This is a genomic window from Brevundimonas intermedia, assembly GCF_004614235.1.
Classification (GTDB): Bacteria; Pseudomonadota; Alphaproteobacteria; order Caulobacterales; family Caulobacteraceae; genus Brevundimonas; species Brevundimonas intermedia_A.
The window spans coordinates 294,140-310,987 of sequence record NZ_SPVH01000006.1 but is presented as its reverse complement, the minus strand read 5'-3'; the positions used below and the strand labels follow the sequence as shown (position 1 = coordinate 310,987).

Here is a 16,848-nt window from a genome sequence, read left to right as displayed (position 1 = left end):
AACGCCACGATGACGCGGCCTGATTCTTCACGATCTGCTACGACACGACTGGTGATGAAGTTCGGCGGCACCTCGATGGGCGACCTCGAACGCATTCGCCGTGCGGCGCGGATCGTCGCGGCGGAGGTGTCTGCGGGCAAGAAGGTCGCCGTCGTCGTCTCCGCCATGGCGGGCAAGACCAACGAACTGGTCGCCTGGACCGACGGCGCCGGACCGGCCGCAGCGGGCCTGCCCCTGTCGGACGACGAATATGACGTGGTGGTCGCCTCGGGCGAACAGGTCACCTCGGGTCTGCTGGCCGCGACCCTGCGCAACATGGGCTTCAACGCCCGCTCGTGGATGGGCTGGCAGGTGCCGATCATCACCGACGACGCCCACGCCCGCGCCCGCATCGTCGACATCCCCGGCGAGAAGCTGGGCGCCGCCGTCGATTCGGGCGAGATCGCCATCGTCCCCGGCTTCCAGGGCGTGACGACGGACGGAAAGATCACCACCCTGGGCCGGGGCGGATCCGACACCTCGGCGGTCGCCGTTGCGGCGGCCCTTGGCGCGCCGTGCGACATCTACACCGACGTGGACGGCGTCTATACGACCGACCCGCGCATCGAGAGCCGCGCGCGCCGTCTGGCCAAGGTGTCGTACGAAGAGATGCTGGAGATGGCGTCCCTGGGGGCCAAGGTGCTGCAGACCCGCTCGGTCGAGCTGGCCATGGCCAAACAGGTGCCGGTGCGCGTGCTGTCCAGCTTTATCGAACCCGACGCGAATGGCGTCATGCCCGACAAGGGTGGAACCCTGATCTGCGACGAGGAGGAGATCGTGGAAAAACGTATCGTGTCCGGTGTGACCATGAGCCGTGATGAGGCCCGCATCACACTGTTGGGTCTGTCCGACCGCGTGGACGCCCCCGCCGATGTCTTCACGCGTCTGGCCGAGGCCAACGTCAATGTGGACATGATCGTGCAGAGCCAGTCGCGCACGGCCGGCACCGTCAACCTGACCTTCACCACGGGCCGCCGCGACGCCGTGCGCGCCGCCGAGCTGATGACGGCCAGCCAGGCGCAACTCGGCTTCGAGGAGATCCGCATCGACGAGGACGTGGCCAAGGTCTCGGTCGTCGGCGTTGGCATGCGCAGCCATGCGGGCGTCGCCCAGCTGATGTTCCGGGCCCTGGCCGACAAGGGCGTCAAGTTTCAGGCCATCTCGACGTCCGAGATCAAGATCAGCGTGCTGATCGACGCCGCCTATGCGGAGCTGGCGGTGCGCGCCCTGCATTCGGCTTACGGCCTAGACGCGGTATAGGTGATCTGAACAGGGCGCCTATATCCACGAAAAGGGCGCGGGAGACATGATGCCGGCAGGCGGCGCGATGACCAGGGGACCTCGGATCCTCCTGCGCCAGATCCGCGAGGCTCTGGGCGGGGCCGGCGCCGGTGCGACGCCGGCGCAGGACCGTTTGAACATGGTCGTCAGGATCATCGCCCGGTCGATGGTCGCCGAAGTCTGCTCCATCTATCTGCGTCGCGGCTCGGGCGAGCTGGAACTGTTCGCCACCGAGGGTCTGAACCCCGACGCCGTTCACAACACCCGCCTGCGGCCCGGCGAGGGTCTGGTGGGCGAGGTGGCGCGAATGGCCCAGCCGATCAGCCTGTCGGACGCGCCGTCGCACCCGTCCTTCTCCTATCGGCCGGAGACGGGCGAAGACCCCTATCACGCCTTCCTGGGCGCCCCCCTGCTGCGCGGCGGCCGGGCCATCGGCGTCCTGGTCGTCCAGAACCGCACCGAGCGGCGCTATGACGAGGAAGAGGTCGAGGACATCCAGACCATCGCCATGGTCCTGTCCGAGACGGTGTCGTCTGGCGAACTTCTGGCCCTGGACGAGTTGCGCGACGTCGAACTGGCGCCGCACCGGCCCGAGCGGCTGAAGGGCCAGAAGTTCTCGGACGGCCTGGCCTTCGGCCATGTGGTTCTGCACGAGGCGCCCCTGCCCCCGGAAAAACTGCTGTCCGAAGATCCGGCGATGGAGGAGGCGCGGCTGAAACTGGCGCTCGCCACGCTGAAGACCGGCCTGGACGTCATGCTGGACAAGGGCCAGGGCCTGGCCGGTCCGTCGTTCGAGGTGCTGGAGACCTATCGCATGTTCGCCGACGACCGGGGCTGGAACCGGTCGCTGGAAGAGGCGGTGCGCAACGGCCTGACGGCCGAGGCGGCGGTGGACCGGGTCAGGAACGAACACCGCGCCCGCTTCGCCCAGGCGCGCGACCCCTATATCCGCGAACGGCTGCACGACTTCGAGGACCTGGCCAACCGGCTGCTGCGGGTGCTGGCGGGCGACAAGCCGGGCGAGCGCGAACTGCCCGACGACGCCATACTGGTGGCGAGGAATCTGGGCCCCGCCGACCTGCTGGAATATCCGCGCGACAAGCTGAAGGGTCTGTTGCTGGAGGAAGGCTCGGCCGCCAGCCACGCCGCCATCGTCGCGCGGGCTTTGCAAATCCCCTGCGTCGGCCGCCTGATGGGCCTGCGAGACCGGCTGTCGGAAGGCGACATGGTCATCGCCGACGGCGAGACCGGCGAGACCTATCTGCGCCCCCGCCCCGACATGCTGGAGGCCGTGCAGTCGCGCATGGCCGTGCGCGAACAGCGCCAGGCCGAGTTCGCCCAGCTGCGCGACGTGCCCGCCGTCACCCTGGACGGTCAGCGGATCACGGTCCTGACCAATGCGGGCCTGGCGGTCGATCTGGAGAATATGGCCGAGACGGGCGCCGAGGGCATCGGCCTGTTCCGCACCGAGTTCCAGTTCATGGTCTCGGACGAACTGCCCCGGCTGAACGCCCAGACGGCGCTGTACAAGCTGGTGCTGGACGCGGCCGGCGACAAACCCGTCACCTTCCGCACCCTGGACATCGGCGGCGACAAGGTGCTGCCCTATCTGGAAGCCGAGCGCGAAGAGAACCCGGCCCTGGGCCGTCGCGCCATCCGCCTGGGCCTGGATCGGCCGTCGCTGCTGCGGATGCAGCTTCGTGCGCTGCTGGCGGCGGGGGCCGGCCGCGAGCTGCGGGTCATGTTCCCGATGATCGCCACGGTGGACGAGTTCCGGGCCGCGCGCGAACTGGTGGACATCGAATGCGCCTGGGCCAAGCGTCGCGGGCGCGCCCTGCCGGCCCTGCTGCGCGTCGGGGCCATGGTCGAATGCCCGTCGCTGCTGTGGCACCTGGACGCGCTTCTGCCGCTGACGGACTTCGTCTCCATCGGCACCAACGACCTGTTCCAGTATATGTACGCCGCCGACCGGACCAATCCGCTGGTCTCGGACCGTTACGACCCGCTGTCGCCGCCGACCCTGCGCGCGCTTCAGTCGATCCAGAAGGCTTGCGCCGACACCGGCACGCCGGTCTCGATCTGCGGCGAGTTGGCGGGACGACCGCTGGAGGCCTTCGCCCTGATCGTCCTGGGCTTCACGCGTCTGTCGGCGCCGGCGGGCGGGGTCGGGCCGGTCAAGCGGATGATCCTGTCGGCGGACCTGAGCGCGGCGCGGCGAGGCATGGCCAATCTGCTGAACCTGTCCACCGGCTCGGTGCGCAACGAGATCGAGTCCCTTGCGCGCAAGCTGAACGTCGCGGTCTGATCCGGCGACGGCGGCGGACCACGCGCGGCGTTGCTGGCAGGCCCGCAATCGTCTATCTCCGGCGACATGGACGGCGCTCGGGCGCAGTATCTTCCCGAACATGGGGTCAGGCCTAATGGCGCTGAATGCGGGGGCCGCCCCCGACGCGATCAAGACCATATCGGACCGGCAGGATCCGACGGCCGACTTCGCCAACGCCGCGAGCCTGGGCGAGGGCCTGCGTCATGCGCGCGAGCGGTCGGGCAAGTCCCTGGCCGAGCTGGCCGCCGAGACCAAGGTGCATCGCCGCTTCCTGACCGCCCTGGAACAGAACGACTGGTCGTCCCTGCCCTCGCGCGTTTTCGCCCTGGGCTATGTGCGGGCCTATGCCTCGGCCCTGTTCCTTGACGAGCAACTGGCGGTCGAGCGGTTCAAGCGCGAAAGCCCCGACACCTCGGTGCCGCTGAAGGCGCCCATCGGCATCGCCTTCGAGGACGTGAAACGCCATTCGCCGCGCATCGTCGCCGGCGTCGTCGCCGTGGTGGTCGCCGTCATCGGCTGGAACGTGTTCCAGCGCGCCAGCCTGCACCAGGCGGCGCACCCCTCCGACATCGCCGCCGTGCCCAAGACCTGGGTCAGCGGGGTCGATCCCGATCCGCAACTGGCCCTCAGCGCACCGATGGCCGCGCCGCCCGACCAGACCACGCCGCAGCTCTACATCACGCCTGGGCTTGAGGCCCAACTGACCGGCGTCGATCCCGCCGTCATCGCCGCCGCCGCCAATCCCGAGCCGGTGCAGAAGGCCTTCAACCCGCGCGGCGCCGTCTATGGCGCCCCGGCCAACGCGTCGATGGTGGTGATCCAGGCCAAGACGGCCGGCGCTCTGGTGGTGCGGCTGGGCGACGGTCAGGCCCTGTTCGCGCGCCAGATGGCGCCGGGCGAGGCCTGGCGCGCGCCGATCGGCGTGGCGGCGACGGTGGACGTGTCCGACCCGGCCGCCTTCGACCTCTATCTGAACGGGGAGTATGGCGGGCCGCTGGCCGGCGTGCTGACGCCGCTGGCCCAGCTGAACAGCCGCGCGGACCAGGCCGCCAAACAGCTGGCGGCGACCCAGGCGCGCGCGCAGGTCGAGGCCCAGGCCGCGCAGGCCCGAACCCAGGCCCAGACGCAGACTTCCGCCCCGTCTCCCACGCCCACGACGCCGAACTGAAACGTCGGCCGTGGTCCCGCCGTCATCATCGGCCTATATGATGCTTCCATGAGCGATCACACGCACGTCCGACCCTGGCGCCATATCGAGCGTCGCAAGAGCCGCCAGATCCGCGTCGGCTCCGTCCTGGTGGGCGGCGACGCCCCGATCAGCGTCCAGTCGATGACCAATACGCCGACGACCGACGCGGCGGCGACGATCGACCAGATCCGCCAGCTGGAAGAGGCCGGCGCCGACATCGTGCGCGTCTCCTGCCCCGACGTGGAATCGACCCAGGCCTTCAGGACCATCGCCCGCGAGGCCAAGGTCCCCTTGGTCGCCGACATCCATTTCCACTACAAGCGCGGCATCGAGGCGGCCGAGGCGGGCGCCGCCTGCCTGCGGATCAATCCGGGCAATATCGGTTCGGCCGACCGGGTCCGCGACGTGATCCAGGCGGCCAAGGACAACGGCTGTTCGATGCGGATCGGCGTCAACGCCGGGTCGCTGGAGAAGGAACTGCTGGAAAAATACGGCGAGCCCTGCCCCGACGCCATGGTCGAGAGCGCGCTCAACCACGCGCGGATTCTTCAGGACCACGACTTCCACGAATTCAAGATCTCGGTGAAGGCGTCCGACCCCTTCCTGACGGTCGCCGCCTATCAGCAGCTGGCCGAGGCCATCGACTGCCCGCTGCACCTGGGCGTGACCGAGGCGGGGCCGCTGCGCACCGGCACCATCAAGTCGGCCATCGGCATGGGCAATATGCTGTGGTCCGGGATCGGCGACACCATCCGCGTGTCCCTGGCCGCCGATCCGGTCGAGGAGATCAAGGTCGGTTTCGACATCCTGAAGTCGCTGGGCCTGCGTCACCGGGGCGTGAACATCATCGCCTGCCCGTCGTGCGCGCGTCAGGGCTTCAACGTCATCGAGACCGTGACCCTGCTGGAAGAAAAGCTGGCCCATATCTCGACGCCGATGAGCCTGTCGGTGATCGGCTGCGTCGTGAACGGCCCCGGCGAGGCCCTCTATACCGACATCGGCTTCACCGGCGGCGGCAAGGGGGCGGGCATGATCTATCTGAACGGCAAGATCGCCCACAAACAGGCCAACGACGGCATGATCGACCACATCGTCGACCTGGTCGAACAGAAGGCCGCCGAACTGGACGCGGCGCGGGCGGCGGAGCTTGAGGCGGCGGAATAGGCCGACCCTTCCCGGTTGTGCAAATCTGACGCATTTCACAAACCCGTGATTGACGGCGTTCGTCCGGCGTGCGACCCCTGCATCAGGTTCGGCCGGGGGGCCGGCCCATAATCCACTGAGGGGCCTATGATTTCCAAAACTTCCGCACGCCTTGCCGTGCGTCTGCTCGCGCTTGCCGGCGTGGCGCTGTCGCTGCCTGCCTGCGCTACCGTGACGCGTGGCTCCAGCCAGCAATTCACGGTCGAGAGCACCCCGCCCGGCGCCCAGGTCAGCACGTCCAATGGCTTCGAATGCCAGGCGACGCCTTGCACCTTCCGCATGCCGCGCAAGGACGCCTTCCGTATCACCGTGGCCAAGGACGGCTATGTCGCCCAGATCCACGAGATCACCAGCAGCGTCTCCGGCGCCGGCGGCACGGCCATGGCAGGCAACCTCCTGATCGGCGGCATCATCGGCGGGGCCATCGACGCCACGTCCGGCGCGATGAACGATCTGAAGCCCAATCCGCTGGTCGTGACCCTGCGCACGCCGGCCGAAGAAGCGGCGGCGGCTCGCACGCCTGCCGCGACGACGACCTCCGGCGACCAATAGTCGAGACCGGCTAATGACAATGCAGCGGCGGCGGGTGAGAACCCGCCGCCGCTTTTCGTTTCAGACGATCTTGAACAGCCGCAACGCCTGATAGCCGGCGGACAGAAGCACCACGGCGCCGACGCCGTAGGTCAGGACCCGGCGCGGGGCGACGCGGGCGATGATGCCGGCGAAGGGCGCCGCGATCAGGCCGCCGACGATCAGGCCCAGGACGGCCATGGCATGGGTGGCGAAGCCCTCGGCCTCTTGCCAGTGGCCCGTCAGCAGGGCGACCAGGAAGGTGGCGGAAATGGCCGAGGTGACGAAGAACTCGGCGGTGTTCGTGGTGCCGATGGACACGCGAGGGTCCTGGCCCGTGCCGACCAGTGTGGTGGTGACGGTGGGCCCCCAGCCGCCGCCGCCGATGGCGTCGAAGAAGCCGCCGACCAGGCCCAGGGGTCCCGCGAACTTGCGCGGGAAGATCCGCTCGCGCGTCTGGCGGGTGGCGCGCCAGATGATCACGACACCCATGACCGCCAGATAGGTGGTGATCCAGGGCTTCAGCAGATCCCCATCGACGCTGGTCAGGACGAAGGCCCCCAGGCCGCCGCCCACCACACCGCCCAGGGCCAGGGGCACGAACAGCTTCCAGTTCACATTCTTGTTGGCCGTGTGCGAGCCGGCCGAGGCCGCCGTGGTGAAGACCTCGGCCGCGTGGACGCTTGCCGACGCCGTTGCAGGCGGCACGCCGAAGGACAGCAGCACGGTCGAGGAGATGACGCCGTAGGCCATGCCCAGCGCCCCATCCACGACCTGGGCCAAGAAACCGACGAGGAGGAACAGAAGGAAGTCTTGCATTGGCGGCCCCTGAAACGCGGACGAACGGTGCGGTCTATTTCCCTAGTCGGTCAATAGGAGAAGAATTGGCGGCGGCTTGCAGAAGGGTTCGCGCCTCGAACACCGCCGCGATCGCATCGCGCCCGTCCTGAAGCACGGGCTGAAGCGGACAGGTCTCGACATCCGGGCAGGTCTCGCACGGGCCGTAGGCGGTGCGGGAGGCGCAAGGCGCGAGGGCCAGCGGCCCTTCCAGTGCCCGGATCACGTCGGCGAAGCTGATGGCGTCGGCCGGGGCCGCCAGAGCATAGCCGCCCGCCCTGCCCCGTTTCGACACCAAGAGATGCTGACGGCGCAGATCCAGCAGGATGGCCTCCAGAAACTTGCGCGGAGCCGCCGCCGCATCCGCGATCTCGGCGATGGTGGCTGGCCCTCCGCCCGGAAGACCGGCCAGATGGATCATGGCGCGCAGGGCGTAGCGGGACCGGTTCGACAGCATGGTCCGTGATCGCCCGCCCGGAGCCCGGACGCAAGACGCCGTTCGCCGGTGCAACGATCTCAGGCCGAGCGGCCCAGCCGGGCCACGGCCTCCAGGATCTGGGCGCCGTTGTAGGGTTTCAGCACCAGGGCCTCGGCCATGTCGGCGTTTCGGGCGGCGGCGGCGACGTCGCCGGAGATGAAGATCACCCGCACGTCCCAGCGCCCGGTCAGCACCTTGGCCAGTTCCACGCCCGTCATCTCGCCCGACAGATTGATGTCCAGCAGGGCCGCGTCGATGCTGTGGAGCGCTGCCGCCGCCTCGGCCGCCGCCGCGCTGTGGAAGGGGCCGACGACGCTGTGGCCCGCCTCGGTCAGCAGTTCGGTCAAGGAGGCGGCCGCGTCGGGATCATCCTCGACCACCAGCAGGGTCAGGGCCTCGGCGTCGGTCGGCGGCGCGGCGTCGAGCGGCGTCTGGCGGGTGACGACGGCGCGCAGGTCGCGCCAGACCTCGGTCGAGGGACGGTCGGTGTCCAGGTCATAGATGGCGGCCATGGCGTTCAACTCCCGGGCGTCTTCAGGTGAGAGCTCTCCGCCTGTCTCGGCCAGGCGAGTGTCGTACAGGCGACAGAGGCGCTCGACGCTGCCGTCGAAAGGGTCGGTTTCGGGTTGAGCCCTATCGGGTCCAGACGGGGGCGGGTGGTCGAACATGCGTCCTCCTCACGGTTGCCTATTCAGGTTGCTGGGCGCCAGCTAAACGGTTGCATCCCTCTTCGTAACCGCCCTGACGCCATCGTGACCTTGGCGTCATCGTCGATCACAAGGGCGGCGCCCGGCGCTGGCAGCGGCTTGCAATCGACACGACCGCGCCCGGCGGGTAAGGACGGCCCTTCGCTTTTCCTCAGGATATTTCCGTCTTGCGACTGCCCCAGGCCCGTCTCGATCAAGTGCTCGACCGCTTCCATGAGGTGGAGGCGCGAATGAGCGCGGCGACCGACGGCGTCGAGATCGTGCGCCTGTCCAAGGAACATGCCGAGCTGAAGCCGGTCGCCGACGCGGTTCAGGGCTTGGCCCGCGCCCGCGCCGAGATGGCGGACCTGGAAGCCATGACGGCCGATCCCGAGATGGCGGCGATGGCGCAGGACGAGCTGCGGACGCTGGGCGAGCGCTTGCCCGATCTGGAACGCGAGGTCGCCCTGCTGCTGGCGCCCCGCGACGCCGACGAGAACGCCTCGGCCGTGCTGGAAGTGCGCGCCGGCACTGGCGGCGACGAGGCGGCCCTGTTCGCGGGCGACCTGTTCCGGATGTATTCGCGATACGCCTCCACGCGCGGCTGGCGGGTCGAGCTGGATTCGGCGACCGAGGGCGACGCCGGCGGCTACAAGGAAATCATCGCCACCGTCACCGGCGACGGCGTGTTCGGCCGGCTGAAGTTCGAGAGCGGCGTCCACCGGGTGCAGCGCGTGCCGACGACCGAGTCGCAGGGGCGTATCCACACCTCAGCGGCGACCGTGGCGGTCCTGCCCGAGGTCGAGGACGTCGAGATCGAAATCCACGACAAGGACATCCGCATCGATACCTTCCGCGCCTCCGGCTCGGGCGGCCAGCACGTCAACACGACCGATTCCGCCGTGCGCATCACCCACCTGCCCACCGGCATCATGGTGACGTCGTCGGAGAAGTCCCAGCACGTCAACCGCGACAAGGCGATGAAGAACCTGCGCGTCCGACTGTACGACATGCAGCGCCAGGCCAAGGACCTGGCCCGGTCCGATACGCGCAAGTCCCAGGTCGGATCGGGCGACCGGTCGGAGCGGATCCGCACCTATAACTACCCGCAAGGCCGGGTCAGCGATCACCGCATCAACCTGACCCTGCACAGCCTGCCTCAGATCATGGAAGGCGACATCGACCCCCTGCTGAACGCCCTGATCGCCGAGGACCAGGCCGCGCGCCTGGCGGACCTGGAAGCCGAGTTCGGCTGATCAGCCCAGCACGCCGGCGACCGGCAGCCACAGCACCAGGCCGGTGGCGGCGGTGTAGCCCGCAAAGGCGTGAACCGAACGCCGACGCCCGGCCGCGGCGGGATCGCTCAGATCGGAACGGTTGGCCCAAAGCAGATAGGCCGCCTGGATCGCCCATCCCGCCAGGAAGGCGACGACGGCCCAGGCGCTGAGCGCCGCCAGCGCCGCACCAGACGCCAGAACGAGCACTCCGCCCAAGGCGATCACGCCGTCAGCGACCTGTTCGGTCGTGGGAACGGAGATCAGGCCGGACAAGGCCCGTTGCAGACGCCAGTTGAGCCAGGCCTGATACAAAAGCATCAGTCCCCCCAAGACGTAGAACATCCCTATCGCGCGCGCCGCCCACTCCATGGCAGGAATAAGGCACCATTTTCGGCCGTTGTAATCGCGTAAAATGCGCGGCGATCTGGATCGTTAACGACCGGCGCAAAATAGACACAACCGATGGTATCCCACACCGCGCGCTAAGCCTTGGCGGCCAGGGCGCGCTGGACGGCGGGGCGGGCCTGCATCCGTTCGAAATGAGCCTGGACCCTGGGGAACTCGGCGATGTCCACGCCGTCGGTTTCCAGCCAGCCTGCGAAGGTGAACAGATAGGGGTCCGCGACCGTATAGGCGTCGCCCATGACCCAGTCGCCGGTCAGACCGGCTTCGATCAAGGCGAAGCCATCGCGCATGTTCTGCGTCACCTTGGCCGCCATCGACGCCTGGGCGGCGGCGTCATCGCTCCAGCGCGAAGCCCGCCGTCCATGGGCGTGGGCCACGTGGATGGTGGTGGCCAGATAGAGGTTGAAGGCCTGCATCCGGGCAAAGGCGAAGGGATCGGTCGGCGCCAACAGGCCCGCAGGCGCGAGCGCGGCGATATGGGCCAGTATGGCCGGGCTTTCGGTCAGCACGCCCTGATCGGTCGCCAGGGCGGGGACGCGGCCCTTGGGATTGATCGCCAGATAGTCCGGCTCGCGTTGTTCGGGCTTCGAGAAATCGAGCAGCCGGACCTCGAAGTCCAGGCCGGACTCCTCCAGCGCGATGTGGCTGGCGCGGCTGCATGAGCCAGTAGCGGTATAGAGGGTCAGCATGGTCGAACCTCACGTCAAAGAAAAAGGCGGCGAGATCGTCGCCGCCTTTCAGGGTCTTTACAGGTCCAGCAGGGCCCGCGCCGGATCTTCCAGCAGCTCCTTGACCCGGACCAGGAAGGTCACGGCTTCCTTGCCGTCCACGATCCGGTGATCGTAGCTGAGGGCCAGATACATCATCGGGCGGATCTTGACCTCGCCGTTGATGGCCATCGGGCGCTGGACGATGTTGTGCATGCCCAGGATGCCCGACTGGGGCGCATTCAGGATCGGCGTCGACATCAGCGAGCCATAGGTGCCGCCGTTGGTGATGGTGAAGGTGCCGCCCTGCATCTGGTCCATGGTCAGGGCGCCGTCACGGGCGGCCTTGCCCAGGGCGCCGATGCCCTTTTCGATGCCGGCGAGGCTGAGGGTGTCCGCGTCGCGCAGGACCGGAACCACCAGGCCCTTGTCGGTGCCGACGGCGACGCCGATGTCATAGTGGTTCTTGTAGATGATGTCCGTGCCGTCGATCTCGGCGTTGACGGCCGGGATCTCGTGCAGGGCCGCGACGACGGCCTTGGTGAAGAAGGACATGAAGCCCAGCTTCACGCCGTGGCGCTTCTCGAACACGTCCTTGTACTGGGCGCGCAGGGCCATGACATTGGTCATGTCCACCTCGTTGAAGGTGGTCAGCTGGGCGGCGGTGTTCTGCGACTCCTTCAGGCGGCGGGCGATGGTCTGACGCAGGCGCGTCATCTTCACCCGCTCTTCGCGCGGCTGGTCGGCGCGCGGGGCGGCAGGCGCAGCGGCGGCGGCAAGGGCCGAAACGGCGGCCTGACCGATGGCGGCGATGGCGTCGGCCTTGGTGATGTTGCCCTTGGGCCCGGTGGCGGCGATGGCCTTGGGATCCAGATTGTTCTCGCCGACGACGCGGGCGACGGCGGGCGACAGGGTTTCGTTCTTGGCCCCCGAGACTTGGGCAGAGCCGGTGTTGGCCGGGACGGCGGCAGGCGCCGGAGCCTGAGCCGGAGCGGCCGCGGCAGGCGCAGCGGCGGCGCCCGAACCCGAGATCGAGCCGATCTTCTGGTTCGGGGTGACGGTCGCGCCTTCGTCGGCGGCGATGGTCAGGACGCCGTCAGCCGGGGCCGACACCTCGACCGCGACCTTGTCGGTCTCGATCTCGACCAGCAGTTCGTCCTTCTTGACCGTGTCGCCGTTCTTCTTGAGCCATTTGCCCATCGAACCTTCGGCGACGCTCTCGCCCATGACCGGCACCATGATGTCGATGGCGGCGGCGGCAGGGGCGGCGGCCGGAGCCGCAGCGGCGGGAGCCGACTTGGTTTCAGCCTTGGCGGCCGGGGCGGCCTTCGCCTGAGCGGGAGCAGGCGCGGCGGCAGCCGACGCGCCCTCGGTCACCGAACCCAGGATCGTGCCGGGAACGACGTTGTCGCCCTCGGCCGCCTTGATGTCGCCCAGCACGCCGTCGGCGGGCGAGACGACTTCCAGCGAGACCTTGTCGGTCTCCAGCTCGACCAGCAGTTCGTCCTTCTTGACCGGATCACCGACCTTCTTGGTCCACTTCGCGATGGTGGCTTCGGTGACGGATTCACCGAGGGCGGGGGTCAGGATGTCGGCCATGTCAGGTCCAGCTCGTCTCTAGGTCGGTCTTTTATACGTGTATCAGGCGAAGGCTTCGGTCGTGAAGGCGTCGAGTTCCTTCAGGTGCCGGCTCATCAAACCGGCGGCCGTGGAGGCGGAACCGGGACGGCCGACGTAGCGGGCGCGCTTGGAGGCGACGTCCAGCTTGTCGAGCGTCAGCTCCAGCCACGGATCGACGAAGGTCCAGCCGCCCATGTTCTTGGGCTCTTCCTGGCACCAGACCACCTCGGCCTTGGGGAAACGGGCCAGTTCCTTGCGCAGCGACTGGATCGGCCACGGATAGAACTGTTCCAGACGCAGGATATAGACGTCGTCCACGGCCTGGCCGTCCTTGGCCTTCTTCTCGCGCGCGTCCAGCAGGTCGTAATAGACCTTGCCCGAGCACAGGATGACCCGACGGATGTCCTTGTCCGCCTTGATCGTGATCCCGGCGATCTCGGGACGCGTCTGGGCGTCGTCGTGCAGGACGCGGTGGAAGGCCGAACCCTCCGCCAGGTCCGCCATCGACGAGACCGCCTTCTTGTGACGCAAGAGGGACTTGGGCGTCATCAGGATCAGCGGCTTGCGGAACGGCCGGTGCATCTGGCGACGCAGGATGTGGAAATAGTTGGCCGGGGTGGTGCAGTTGGCGACCTGCATATTGTCTTCGGCGCACTGCTGCAGGAAGCGCTCCAGACGGGCCGAGGAGTGTTCCGGTCCCTGGCCCTCATAACCGTGCGGCAGCAGCATGGTCAGGCCGCTCATGCGCAGCCATTTGCGCTCGCCCGAGCTGATGAACTGGTCGATCACCACCTGGGCGCCGTTCACGAAGTCGCCGAACTGGGCCTCCCACAGGACCAGCGTATTGGGGTCGGCCAGCGAATAGCCGTACTCGAAGCCCAGCACCGCCTCTTCCGACAGGGCCGAGTCGATGACCTCGAAATTGGCCTGGCCTTCGCGCAGGTTGTTCAGCGGGATGTAGCGCTCTTCGGTCGTCTGATCGATGATGCCCGAGTGGCGCTGCGAGAAGGTGCCGCGCACCGAATCCTGGCCCGACAGGCGGATCGGGAAACCTTCGTCGACCAGCGAGGCGAAGGCCAGGCTCTCGGCCGTGGCCCAGTCCAGGCCCTGGCGCGAGGTGATGGCCTCGCGGCGACCGTCGATGACGCGTTTCAGCGTCTTGTGCATGTCGACGCTGTTGGGAATGGTGGTCAGGCGGTGGCCCAGGTCAGTCAGCTTGGCCAGCGGCACGGCGGTGTCGCCGCGCAGCTCGTCCTTGGGCGCTTGGAAGCCCTGCCATTGGCCGTCCAGCCAGTCGGCCTTCTCGGCGGACCAGGTCTTGCCGGCCTCGAACTGTTCGTCGAGGAACTTGTCGAACCGCTCAAGCTCGGCGTCCACCTCGGCCTGGGTGATCACGCCTTCGGCGACCAGACGCTGCGAATACAGTTCGCGGGTCGAGGGCTGGGCGCGGATCTTCGAATACATCAGCGGCTGGGTGAAGGTGGGGTCGTCGCCTTCGTTGTGGCCGAAGCGGCGGTAGCAGAACATGTCCACCACCACGTCCTTGTGGAACTTCTGGCGGTATTCGGTCGCGATCTTGGAGGCGAAGACGACCGCTTCGGGATCGTCGCCGTTGACGTGGAAGATCGGCGCCTGGACCATCAGCGCGACATCGGACGGGTATGGCGACGAGCGCGAGTTCCGCGGGCTGGTGGTGAAGCCGATCTGGTTGTTGATGACGAAGTGAAGCGTGCCGCCGGTGCGGTAACCCTTCAGCCCCATCAGGGCGAAACATTCGGCGACCACGCCCTGACCGGCGAAGGCGGCGTCGCCGTGGATCAGCAGCGGTACGACCTTGGAACGGTCCAGCGCCCATTGGCCCTCGGGCACGCCCTCATTGGCTTCACGGATGTCGAACGCCTGTTTGGCGCGCGCCTTGCCCAGGACGACCGGGTTGACGATTTCCAGGTGCGACGGGTTGGCGGTCAGCGACAGGTGGACGTGGTTGCCGTCGAACTCGCGGTTCGACGAGGCGCCCATGTGATATTTGACGTCGCCCGAGCCCTCGATGTCGCTCGGCACGGCCGAACCACCCTGGAACTCGTGGAAGATGACCTTGTAGGGCTTGCCCATAACGGCGGCGAGCACGTTCAGGCGGCCACGGTGGGCCATGCCCAGCACGACTTCGTCCACGCCCAGCGAACCGCCGCGCTTGATGACCTGCTCCAGCGCCGGGACCATGGCCTCGCCGCCGTCCAGGCCGAACCGCTTGGTGCCTGGGAAACGCTTGTGCAGGAAGCGTTCGAAGCCCTCGGCCTCGACCAGCTTGGACAGGATGGCCAGCTTGCCTTCCTTGGAGAAGGCGTTCTGCTCGAACTTGTCAGGCCCCTCGAACCGCTGCTGTAGCCAGGACTTCTCCTCCGGCTCGGCGATGTGCATGAACTGGATGCCGACCGTGCCGCAATAGGTGCGCTTCAGGATGTCCAGCACTTCGCGGATCGTGCCGGTCTGAAGGCCCAGCACGCCGTCAAGGAAGATCGGACGGTCCATGTCGGCGCCGCTGAAACCATAGAATTCAGGCGTCAGTTCCGGGTTCTCGACCGGCTGTTCGATGCCCAGCGGGTCCAGCTTGGCCTGCAGGTGACCGCGCACGCGATAGCTGCGGATCAGCATCAGGGCGCGGATGGAATCGTGGGCGGCGGCGCGGATGACGTCGGCGGGCGCAGCCTTGGCGGCCGGAGCGGCAGGCGCGGCGCCGGGCTTCTTGGGATCGGGCTTGGCGGCCGGCCAACGGCCGTCGAAGACGCCGGTCTCCTCGGTGGGTTCGGTCGCCGTGCCACGGCCCCAGCCGCCGGCCTCGGCCGAGGCGGTCACCAGCGCGGCGTTGTCGCGCAACTGGTCGAAGAAGGCTTTCCATTCCGCCGAGACGGAGCCGGGGTCCTTGGCCCACTTCTCCTGCAGCTCCTCCACATAGGCCGCATTGGACCCGTAGAGGAATGAGGTCTCGGCAAAGACCTGGTTCAGCCGACCGGCATCGTCCGCCATCGTTTTTCGCAATCCCTGGGCCCCGACGGACACATCTCCGTGAGGGGCGCGCCCGTCATATAGGCGTCGTTTCCTTATGGGTCATGACCGAAACGGGGCAATTCGGTGAGAAATTGGTCGCAGGCGCAAAGAAAAACGCCCTCGGCCTGAGCCGAGGGCGTCCATCAATGCGTCACACGGCATTTTTGATGCGCGAAACGAGGCTGACGCCTCTCCCTCCCCGTGCGGGGAGGGAGAGTTTCGTGCGATCAGCCCTTCAGCACTTCCACCAGGGTCTTGCCCAGGCGAGCGGGCGATTCCGACATGCGGATGCCGGCGGCTTCCATGGCGGCGATCTTGGATTCCGCATCGCCCTTGCCGCCCGAGACGACGGCGCCGGCGTGGCCCATGGTGCGGCCCTTGGGCGCGGTCCGTCCGGCGATGAAGCCGGCCATCGGCTTCTTGCGGCCCTTCTTGGCTTCGTCGATCAGGAACTGGGCGGCCTCTTCTTCGGCGCCGCCGCCGATTTCACCGATCATGATGATCGAGGTGGTTTCCGGATCGGCCAGGAACAGCTCCAGCACGTCGATGAACTCGGTGCCCTTGACCGGGTCGCCGCCGATGCCGACGGCCGTGGTCTGGCCCAGGCCTTCGTTCGTCGTCTGGAACACGGCCTCATAGGTCAGGGTGCCCGAACGCGACACGATGCCGACCGAGCCCTTCGTGAAGATGTTGCCCGGCATGATGCCGATCTTGCACTCTTCCGGGGTCAGGATGCCGGGGCAGTTCGGGCCCAGCAGGCGCGACTTGGAGCCTTCCAGGCGGCGCTTGACGTTGACCATGTCCATCACCGGGATGCCTTCGGTGATGCAGGTGATGAAGGGGATCTCGGCGTCGATCGCTTCGATGATGGCGGCGGCCGCGCCCGACGGCGGGACGTAGATCACCGAGGCGTCGGCGCCCGTGGCGTCGCGGGCTTCAGCGACCGAGGCGTAGATCGGCAGGCTTTCGCCGTGCGAGCCGGTCCAGCTGGTCCCGCCCTTGGTCGGGTGCACGCCCGCGACCATCTGGGTGCCGTGATAGGCCAGGGCCTGTTCGGTGTGGAAGCCGCCGGTCTTGCCGGTCAGGCCCTGGACGATGATCTTGGTGTCTTTGTTGACGAGGATGGACATGGGTCTATCGATCTCTGGAATGTGTCAGTCAGCAGGGCGGTGGCGGTGAGGCGAT

General features: G+C 67.7%; 14 protein-coding genes. 6 read left to right on the top strand and 8 right to left on the bottom strand.

From position 1 onward, the window contains the following. Window positions 1-9: 9 nt before the first annotated feature. From EGY25_RS07825 to EGY25_RS07805, 5 genes are all read left to right on the top strand, one after another. Window positions 10-1,299, top strand: coding sequence for an aspartate kinase (locus EGY25_RS07825; protein ID WP_135194447.1), 1,290 nt, complete (start codon window positions 10-12; stop codon window positions 1,297-1,299). A gap of 67 nt (window positions 1,300-1,366) precedes the next feature. Next, window positions 1,367-3,625 carry a phosphoenolpyruvate--protein phosphotransferase gene (ptsP, locus tag EGY25_RS07820; RefSeq protein WP_245159394.1) on the top strand — a complete coding sequence of 753 codons (2,259 nt, stop codon included), beginning with the start codon at window positions 1,367-1,369 and terminating at the stop codon, window positions 3,623-3,625. A gap of 115 nt (window positions 3,626-3,740) precedes the next feature. Next, on the top strand, window positions 3,741-4,814 hold the full coding sequence (locus EGY25_RS07815; RefSeq protein ID WP_135194445.1) for a helix-turn-helix domain-containing protein: 1,074 nt from the start codon (window positions 3,741-3,743) through the stop codon (window positions 4,812-4,814). A gap of 48 nt (window positions 4,815-4,862) precedes the next feature. Beyond that, window positions 4,863-5,999 (top strand): flavodoxin-dependent (E)-4-hydroxy-3-methylbut-2-enyl-diphosphate synthase, encoded by a 1,137-nt coding sequence (gene ispG, locus EGY25_RS07810; RefSeq protein WP_135194444.1) that lies wholly within the window; start codon window positions 4,863-4,865, stop codon window positions 5,997-5,999. A gap of 126 nt (window positions 6,000-6,125) precedes the next feature. Further along, on the top strand, window positions 6,126-6,590 hold the full coding sequence (locus EGY25_RS07805; RefSeq protein WP_209308018.1) for a translation initiation factor 2: 465 nt from the start codon (window positions 6,126-6,128) through the stop codon (window positions 6,588-6,590). Window positions 6,591-6,650: 60 nt separating this feature from the next. Here the strand turns inward: EGY25_RS07805 and EGY25_RS07800 are convergent, their stop codons facing one another. Genes EGY25_RS07800 through EGY25_RS07790 form a run of 3 tightly spaced genes read right to left on the bottom strand, consistent with a single transcriptional unit; the run spans window position 6,651 to window position 8,435 of the window. After that, window positions 6,651-7,427 (bottom strand): sulfite exporter TauE/SafE family protein, encoded by a 777-nt coding sequence (locus tag EGY25_RS07800; RefSeq protein ID WP_135194443.1) that lies wholly within the window; start codon window positions 7,425-7,427, stop codon window positions 6,651-6,653. A 34-nt stretch (window positions 7,428-7,461) separates the two neighbouring features. Then, window positions 7,462-7,902, bottom strand: coding sequence for an RrF2 family transcriptional regulator (locus tag EGY25_RS07795; protein WP_135194442.1), 441 nt, complete (start codon window positions 7,900-7,902; stop codon window positions 7,462-7,464). A gap of 59 nt (window positions 7,903-7,961) precedes the next feature. Next, entirely contained in the window at window positions 7,962-8,435 is a 474-nt protein-coding gene (locus EGY25_RS07790; RefSeq protein WP_245159393.1) for a response regulator, read from the bottom strand. A gap of 362 nt (window positions 8,436-8,797) precedes the next feature. Between EGY25_RS07790 and prfA the strand changes: the two genes are divergently transcribed. Further along, window positions 8,798-9,865 (top strand): peptide chain release factor 1, encoded by a 1,068-nt coding sequence (gene prfA, locus EGY25_RS07785; RefSeq protein ID WP_135194440.1) that lies wholly within the window; start codon window positions 8,798-8,800, stop codon window positions 9,863-9,865. Here prfA and EGY25_RS07780 read toward each other — a convergent pair whose 3' ends face one another. The 5 genes from EGY25_RS07780 to sucD form a co-directional block, all read right to left on the bottom strand. Beyond that, on the bottom strand, window positions 9,866-10,204 hold the full coding sequence (locus EGY25_RS07780) for a hypothetical protein (RefSeq protein WP_209308017.1): 339 nt from the start codon (window positions 10,202-10,204) through the stop codon (window positions 9,866-9,868). Between the two features lie 164 nt (window positions 10,205-10,368). After that, window positions 10,369-10,980 (bottom strand): glutathione S-transferase family protein, encoded by a 612-nt coding sequence (locus tag EGY25_RS07775; protein WP_135194438.1) that lies wholly within the window; start codon window positions 10,978-10,980, stop codon window positions 10,369-10,371. A gap of 57 nt (window positions 10,981-11,037) precedes the next feature. Continuing rightward, on the bottom strand, window positions 11,038-12,597 hold the full coding sequence (gene odhB / locus EGY25_RS07770) for a 2-oxoglutarate dehydrogenase complex dihydrolipoyllysine-residue succinyltransferase (RefSeq protein WP_135194437.1): 1,560 nt from the start codon (window positions 12,595-12,597) through the stop codon (window positions 11,038-11,040). A gap of 42 nt (window positions 12,598-12,639) precedes the next feature. Beyond that, the gene (locus tag EGY25_RS07765) at window positions 12,640-15,642 is read right to left on the bottom strand and encodes a 2-oxoglutarate dehydrogenase E1 component (protein WP_135194436.1); all 3,003 of its coding nucleotides are present in this window, start codon (window positions 15,640-15,642) and stop codon (window positions 12,640-12,642) included. 248 nt (window positions 15,643-15,890) lie between these two features. Further along, entirely contained in the window at window positions 15,891-16,793 is a 903-nt protein-coding gene (gene sucD, locus EGY25_RS07760; protein WP_135194435.1) for a succinate--CoA ligase subunit alpha, read from the bottom strand. Window positions 16,794-16,848 lie beyond the last annotated feature (55 nt).

Excerpts from the sequence above, each read along its gene's own strand:
- odhB (WP_135194437.1), bottom strand. The coding sequence starts at position 12,597 with ATGGCCGACATCCTGACCCCCGCCCTCGGTGAATCCGTCACCGAAGCC.
- ispG (WP_135194444.1), top strand. The coding sequence starts at position 4,863 with ATGAGCGATCACACGCACGTCCGACCCTGGCGCCATATCGAGCGTCGC.
- EGY25_RS07825 (WP_135194447.1), top strand. The coding sequence starts at position 10 with ATGACGCGGCCTGATTCTTCACGATCTGCTACGACACGACTGGTGATG.
- EGY25_RS07765 (WP_135194436.1), bottom strand. The coding sequence starts at position 15,642 with ATGGCGGACGATGCCGGTCGGCTGAACCAGGTCTTTGCCGAGACCTCA.
- EGY25_RS07800 (WP_135194443.1), bottom strand. The coding sequence starts at position 7,427 with ATGCAAGACTTCCTTCTGTTCCTCCTCGTCGGTTTCTTGGCCCAGGTC.
- EGY25_RS07780 (WP_209308017.1), bottom strand. The coding sequence starts at position 10,204 with ATGCTTTTGTATCAGGCCTGGCTCAACTGGCGTCTGCAACGGGCCTTG.
- ptsP (WP_245159394.1), top strand. The coding sequence starts at position 1,367 with ATGACCAGGGGACCTCGGATCCTCCTGCGCCAGATCCGCGAGGCTCTG.
- EGY25_RS07805 (WP_209308018.1), top strand. The coding sequence starts at position 6,126 with ATGATTTCCAAAACTTCCGCACGCCTTGCCGTGCGTCTGCTCGCGCTT.
- sucD (WP_135194435.1), bottom strand. The coding sequence starts at position 16,793 with ATGTCCATCCTCGTCAACAAAGACACCAAGATCATCGTCCAGGGCCTG.
- EGY25_RS07790 (WP_245159393.1), bottom strand. The coding sequence starts at position 8,435 with ATGGCCGCCATCTATGACCTGGACACCGACCGTCCCTCGACCGAGGTC.
- EGY25_RS07775 (WP_135194438.1), bottom strand. The coding sequence starts at position 10,980 with ATGCTGACCCTCTATACCGCTACTGGCTCATGCAGCCGCGCCAGCCAC.
- EGY25_RS07795 (WP_135194442.1), bottom strand. The coding sequence starts at position 7,902 with ATGCTGTCGAACCGGTCCCGCTACGCCCTGCGCGCCATGATCCATCTG.
- EGY25_RS07815 (WP_135194445.1), top strand. The coding sequence starts at position 3,741 with ATGGCGCTGAATGCGGGGGCCGCCCCCGACGCGATCAAGACCATATCG.